Raw genomic sequence first — 6000 nt, 5'->3', positions numbered from 1 at the left:
ACGATCCTCACGTCCAAAGGACACGCCCATCATCATTTAGTTAGGAACTCTAAGAGGGCATCTGGTCCGTGTCGTGGCTGATTCATGTTCGGCCGTGGCGGTGGTGGGGCTTGGTTCGTTGATCACGGCGTGGGCGTGCAGCGGCGTAGTTATCGGTCGGACTTGTCGGATGAGCGGTGGGCGTTGATCGAGCCGGTCCTCACTGCGTGGCGGGCGGCGCGGGTGGGGTTGGGCATCAGCCGGCCGGTGCATGACCTGCGGGAGATTGTCAACGCGATCCTGTACGTGGCCAGGACGGGGATCGCCTGGGAGTACCTGCCGCATGACTTCCCACCGGCGAAGACGGTGTACGACTACTACGCCAAATGGGAGGCGGACGGAACCACGCAGCGGATCCACGATCTGCTGCGGGAGCGAGTCCGGGCCGCTCGTGGCCGCAGCGCGAGCCCGTCAGCGGTGGTGTTGGACTCGCAGAGCGTGAAGACGTCCAGCAACGTCAGCGAGTCCAGCCAGGGCATCGACGCGGCGAAGAAGATCAAGGGACGCAAGCGGCACATCGCCACCGACACCCTCGGCTTGCTGGTGGCGGTCATCGTCACCGCCGCGTCTGTGCAGGACTCCAGCGCCGGCCGGCAGCTGCTCGACACCATGTCCGCGGACCATCCGACCGTGGTCAAGGCGTGGGTCGACGGTGGCTACAACACGGCCGTACGGACGCACGGCGCCCGGCTCGGCATCGACGTCGAGCGCGTACCTCGCCACGCCGGGAGGGGCTTCCACGTCCAGCCCCGCCGGTGGGTCGTGGAACGGACCTTCGGCTGGCTGATGCAGCACCGACGACTCGTCCGCGACTACGAGACCCTTCCTTAACGAACGCAGGCGATGATCCATTGGGCCATGGCTAACACAATGAGCCGTTACCTCACCGGAGAATCCACCCCAACCTGGCGAAACGAAGCCACCTAATAGGACTAAACTCGCCAAGCAGGATCAGATGCCCTCTAAGCCGCTAACTTGATCTTTAAGCTATGGCGGCCGGTCGACGACGCCAGCTGATCATGGTGGCAGCCCTTGGTTGATCATTCTTCTTGCCGAGGGAAGATGATCAATAGCCAAGGGCTGTTTCGTGATCAGTGTGCATGTGTCGGCGTACGGATGAACAGGGCCAGGTAGGTACGGATGAACGGGACCAGCCTGATGCCTATGATCCGCCAAGTCGATGGTCATAGGCGTCCGACGGGGGCGTTCAGCTTACATGCCTACCGCGCCGCCTCCGCTCCTCGCCGCTGGGCGGCTGCGGTGCGGGTCGGCTTGGGGACGTTAGCCTGGTTCGGCCGCGGGCTGCGAATGCGCAGGTAGAGCACCTTGAGAGCGGCCTGCTCATTGGGGAAGTGCCCGCAGCGGCGGGTGGCCTGCCGGAACCGAAGCATTGAGCGACTCGAACGCGCACGGTCAGCTGCACGTCGACGAACGCATGTCGGCGCGGATAACCGGTCCGCTGAAGTTTCACCTGTCATAGGGGAACGGGCCCCGGCGCTGGGTCGACGTCGGCTCTCAAGATGTCCGGCAGTTGGTGCGGAAGTGCGAAAGGCACCTGCGGTTCGGCGACAAACGCGGCAGGTTCCACATCGCGGGTCGCCAGGATCGGCACCACGCGCCACCTTGCCCGGTCGGGACCGCCGACCAGCACGGCGACGCCTCGCGCGGCCTCGCGGATCTGTGCGGCCTTGGCAAGCAGCCGCGGCACATACGGCTTCGGGCCGCGGTAGAACTTACGGACGTGGTTCCGGAGAGTTTCCGTGCTAAACGCCGCGATTGGGTCCTTGACCTCGCCGACCCACAGTCGGCCTGTGGCCGAATCGGCGACCACCAGGTCCACCTCCCCGAGCGGTTCCGGGATGCCAGCACGCTTGAGCTCGGCCACCTCGACATGCGTGCGGCATGGCAACCCCGTCGCGGCGACGACGCCGTGGACGAGCTCCTCAAGCTGGGCGTTCAACTCCTGCCGATGGGCGCTCATCATGTCGGCGACGCCGGGCGGAAGGTCCCGGTGGGCGAACGGCAGCCGTGACCGGTGTAGGTAAGCGTCGAACAGACGCTGCGTGTCGAGCAACCGCCACGGCAAGATCAACAACTGCTTATCGACGTCGACGAGCGGGCGCAAGGCGAGGCGATGCGCGCGCCGCTCAATGTCGAGGAATCGCAGCGGGCCCGCCTCGCGCAGGTGGTCACCGGACAGGGTGAGCCGGTCGACGGCTGCCTCAACCTGCGCCAGGCTGAGCTCGGACCATTGCGCGACGGCATCGACGAGCTCGGCACGGCTTACCGCTTGTACGCCGGAAGCGTCGGTGGCCCAGTCGACGGCCACGCCGAGGACGGCACGTATACCGTCGAGACCCGTCCCCCAGTGATCGCGGAGTCGATCATCGACTCGTTGCAGTTTGACTGGCAGCCGTCCGTGAATAGGGGTGAAGGGGACCTGGTACCGATGTCCCGGCGGTGAGTTTCTGAGGAGCCCGGAGTCGTCGTCCTGGTGGTCGTCGACGGCGCCAGCCGGCTGACTGACAGCTGGGATGAGACGGGCCGCGCGGCGGTGGTCGGTATAGGCGGCGAGGTCGATCTCGACGCGCTCGGCATCGTCATGGTCGGACCAATCTGGTTCGACCATGAACATGCCGCGGCTGATGGTAAGGCGCAGGCCGTGCAGCCGGTCGGTGTAGCCGCGGACCACGGCTGCCGTGACCGCCAGCCGGTGCGCCAGCGCGGTGATCTCACCGACGTCGAGCTCGTCGGCGACGGCGCTGCCTACGGGTGGTTCGGCGAGAAGGGACTCGAGGAGGGTCTCCAAGGCGTGGGTCTGCTGGTACTGATCGTCAGTGATGGCAATCTCGTGCCAGTTGTGCGCCCAGGGCCCGGTGAGGGCGACGGCAAGTTGCTGGGCGCTACGGTAGGCGGTGGCGTGGGCGTCGTTGACCCGGGCGGCGACGGCCAACGTCACCGTGCGATCGAACTGGCACGTTAGGTCGTACAGCGATTCCTGAACCGCCGGCAGGATGAATTCTTCGCACATCCGCAGTGCGTCCGGGCCGAGAAAGACGCCGTCGGGGGTTCGGCGGCGCAGAACGGCGGTGACGGCTCTCCGATTGGCCCGGGTGTGTACCGCCGCCGATCGCGGGAGGCCGTCGTTGCGCGCTACCAGTGGAAGTGCCTCCACCTGTCGGTGCACGGTCATGAAGGGCCCCGCCGCCCGCCACGCCGATCGGAATGCTGACGGTTCGAACCTGCTTGCTTCGTGGCCGGTACCCAGCGCGGTGAGGCCGCGTTCCAGCCCTTCGCCAATCAGCTCATATGCAGATGCCGGGTTGTCGGCGAGCATGTCGAACAGCCCTGCTGCCATGACAAGAGCGATCTGCCGCAAGTTCGGGTCGACCCGCACGAACGCGAGAGCGCCTTCAGTGTGCTCGAATGACGTGTCCGGGAGCCAGACCAGGGCCAGCCGCCGTGTTCGACCCGTCCCGTCGCGCACGTGTTTACTGATGGCCGGCTTGCGTAGGTGTAGGCGCAGGCTGTCGGCGAATCCCACGACCGCGTCGGGATGAGTGTGCAGCGTGACGGCGTCATTGAGGTCGACTTCGAGAACGACGGGCGGGTTGACGTTGACCAACATCGCCGGGCTGTCCGGCTTGTAGAACAGGTCGGCGCCATCACCTTGGTCACCACGCGCGAAGGGCCAGTCTATGTGCTCCGCGCTGATGCCGGCCTCGGCCAGCACGGCGTCGACGTCCTCCCACGACGCCGCCCTCTCCCACGTCTCGTCCGATGTCGCCGGCGCAACGGCCAAACACTGCCGTGGTGCCCCCACCGTGACCGGTCCGATCGAGCCGTGCTCCTTCCACGCTCGCCAGACGTCGAAGATGTCGACGAACGCGACATCGGTGTAGCCGGGATGGAACGCGAGGTCTTCGAGGAAGCAGGCCACGGTGGTAAGGTCGCCACCGCACTCGGCGAGCATCTCGGCGAGTTCCTCAACGTGGAGGACGACGGCTTCGCCGACCATCTGTGCCACGACGTTCGCCGGCCCTCCGTAGACGATGACCTTCGCAACCGGCCGTTCCAGGATTGCAGAACGGCCACCAGAGCCTTGGGCGGTGTTGTGCGTCGTTGCAGTGTCGACCGACAGCAGCTTCTTGCCCCAGGCGATGCCTCCTTGCAGCCCGGCAGCACTCACGCCGCTGACCACCGCGATACGGAACCGCGGGCCCTCAATGACCGGTCGGACGGGTGCTGGTTTGGGCGTTTGGCCACCGCGGCTCACCAGTCGCCGCGAGAGCAGGTCTACAGTGTGCGACCACGTGCGCGCGTGTAACTGCACTGCGGCGTCGCCGGCGTCGCCGACCATCTCCGCGAGATACCGGGTGGCGGCGACCGCTGCGCTCAGCGCCAAGCAGGCCGGCACTCCGACGTGCCGATGCTCGGTGGACACTCGCAGGACTGGCCCGAGCGTTGCCTCGTCGGCATTGTGGCGCATACGCAGATGCTGACTGTTGCGGGTCAGCCAGGTCAGCGCCCGCCGGGCGGCCGCAGGCTTACTGCACTGGTCAATCCATCCGAAAGGCTCGGCGTCGACCAGCCGCCGGACTGCCGACACCTCAGCGTCACCGACACGAGGCGCAGCAGCGCCAGCCTCAGGGCCTGCCTGCCAGGCTGGCGCGAGCCCCTCGATGATGTGGTCGCCATGCGCAAGGCAGACCTCAAGGACGTCACTGAGGGAAAAACCCATGCGGGCCACTACGTTCTCGTCCACCGCTCGTGCGGTCTGTTCCAACTGGCGAATCAGCACCACGGGATGGTCGAAATCGCCGGGGTGAACCCGCCAGCGGCGGCCTCCGAAGGTAAAGCCAACCACGCGGCGAGGATCATTGGGTGTCCAGGACATCTCGGGCGCGCGGAACGGCGCAGCGCGCAACGCACTCTCGACCAAGCGGACCAGGTCCGCGGGCTGAGCATCGATACCGCCGGACGGTGTCCGTCGCAGTGCTCGTCCCCACAGCAATGTCAGGTGGTACTCCCAGGGACGGCACGACGGGGAGTCGAGTGCCGCAGCGATCAATACGAGGATGGACTTGCCCGCGAAGGACGCAAGCACCCGATCGATCACGGCCCATCGTGGCTGAATCCCCGCGTCGATACGGGCGCCGGTGAGTTGGTAGCGAGTGGCGTTCACGGCGCCAATCCTGCGTGATCACGCTCCGCGCGGGCCAACTACAGATTTTGAAAGCCTAGGTTGAGTCGAGGGTCAGACCGGTGTGAGCGAGGAAGCCGTCGAGGAGGTCGGGGCGGTATTGCACACGTTTTAGCCGGTTCTTGATGATGGCGAGTAGGTGGTCGACGCCGGTGACGGCAAGGTTGCCGATGCTGCGCTTGAGGTGCGACCAGACGCCTTCGGTGGGGTTGAGGTCCGGGGCGTAGGCGGGCAGCCGGATCACGGTCAACCAGTCCCGGCCTGCGATCATCTGCCGCATAGCCGCGCTGATGTGGGTGTTGAGGTTGTCCCACACGAGGACGATCGGGCCGCCGAGCTGCTGGTGGGCGGCGTCGAGCAGGGCGATGTAGTCGGCTTCGGCGAAACTGCGTCGCTCACCCTTGCGGCCACGGCGGGTGATGGTGCGGTAGATCAGGCGAGGGCGTCGGCCGGGCTTGTAGCAGGTCAGGCCCGCGATGGAGATCCGCCCGGAGCCCTTGCCGGAGGTTCGGCACGGCCGGCGCATGACCGCGTCGGCCCCAGGTTCGGGCCTTGGGTGGGCGCAGCGTCTGACCGGTCTCGTCCTCGAAGACGATCCACGCCCCGCGCTGCGCCGCTACCCTTTTCCCGCCGGCCACACCTCCCGCTGCCACGTCATGACCGCCGCCTCGTCGCGTTCGACCGGCCGATGCTTCGGGACCTGCACCGACCAGCCGATACGGTGCAGCAGATAGGGTGCCACGCAGCGTGTACCGGGT

General features: G+C 66.4%; 3 protein-coding genes and 1 pseudogene. 1 reads left to right on the top strand and 3 read right to left on the bottom strand.

Translation table 11 applies throughout. The annotated features are described in order from the left end of the window. Positions 1–84 precede the first annotated feature (84 nt). A pseudogene (locus AWW66_RS09990) lies at positions 85–966 on the top strand (IS5 family transposase). Between the two features lie 547 nt (positions 967–1513). On the opposite strand, the gene AWW66_RS09985 reads toward AWW66_RS09990, so the two are convergent. From AWW66_RS09985 to AWW66_RS36390, 3 genes are all read right to left on the bottom strand, one after another. After that, positions 1514–5224 carry a hypothetical protein gene (locus AWW66_RS09985; RefSeq protein ID WP_157527332.1) on the bottom strand — a complete coding sequence of 1237 codons (3711 nt, stop codon included), beginning with the start codon at positions 5222–5224 and terminating at the stop codon, positions 1514–1516. Between the two features lie 55 nt (positions 5225–5279). Next, positions 5280–5768, bottom strand: a complete 489-nt coding sequence (locus tag AWW66_RS09980) for a transposase (RefSeq protein ID WP_396890716.1) — start codon at positions 5766–5768, stop codon at positions 5280–5282. 90 nt (positions 5769–5858) lie between these two features. Next, entirely contained in the window at positions 5859–5984 is a 126-nt protein-coding gene (locus tag AWW66_RS36390; RefSeq protein ID WP_396890717.1) for a winged helix-turn-helix domain-containing protein, read from the bottom strand. Positions 5985–6000 lie beyond the last annotated feature (16 nt).

Source organism: Micromonospora rosaria (assembly GCF_001567585.1).
Lineage (GTDB): Bacteria > Actinomycetota > Actinomycetes > Mycobacteriales > Micromonosporaceae > Micromonospora > Micromonospora rosaria.
This window is presented reverse-complemented; position numbering and strand designations above follow the sequence as displayed.

What these genes read in the sequence shown, in the direction of transcription:
- AWW66_RS09980 (WP_396890716.1), bottom strand. Translation starts at nt 5,768, where the DNA reads ATGCGCCGGCCGTGCCGAACCTCCGGCAAGGGCTCCGGGCGGATCTCC.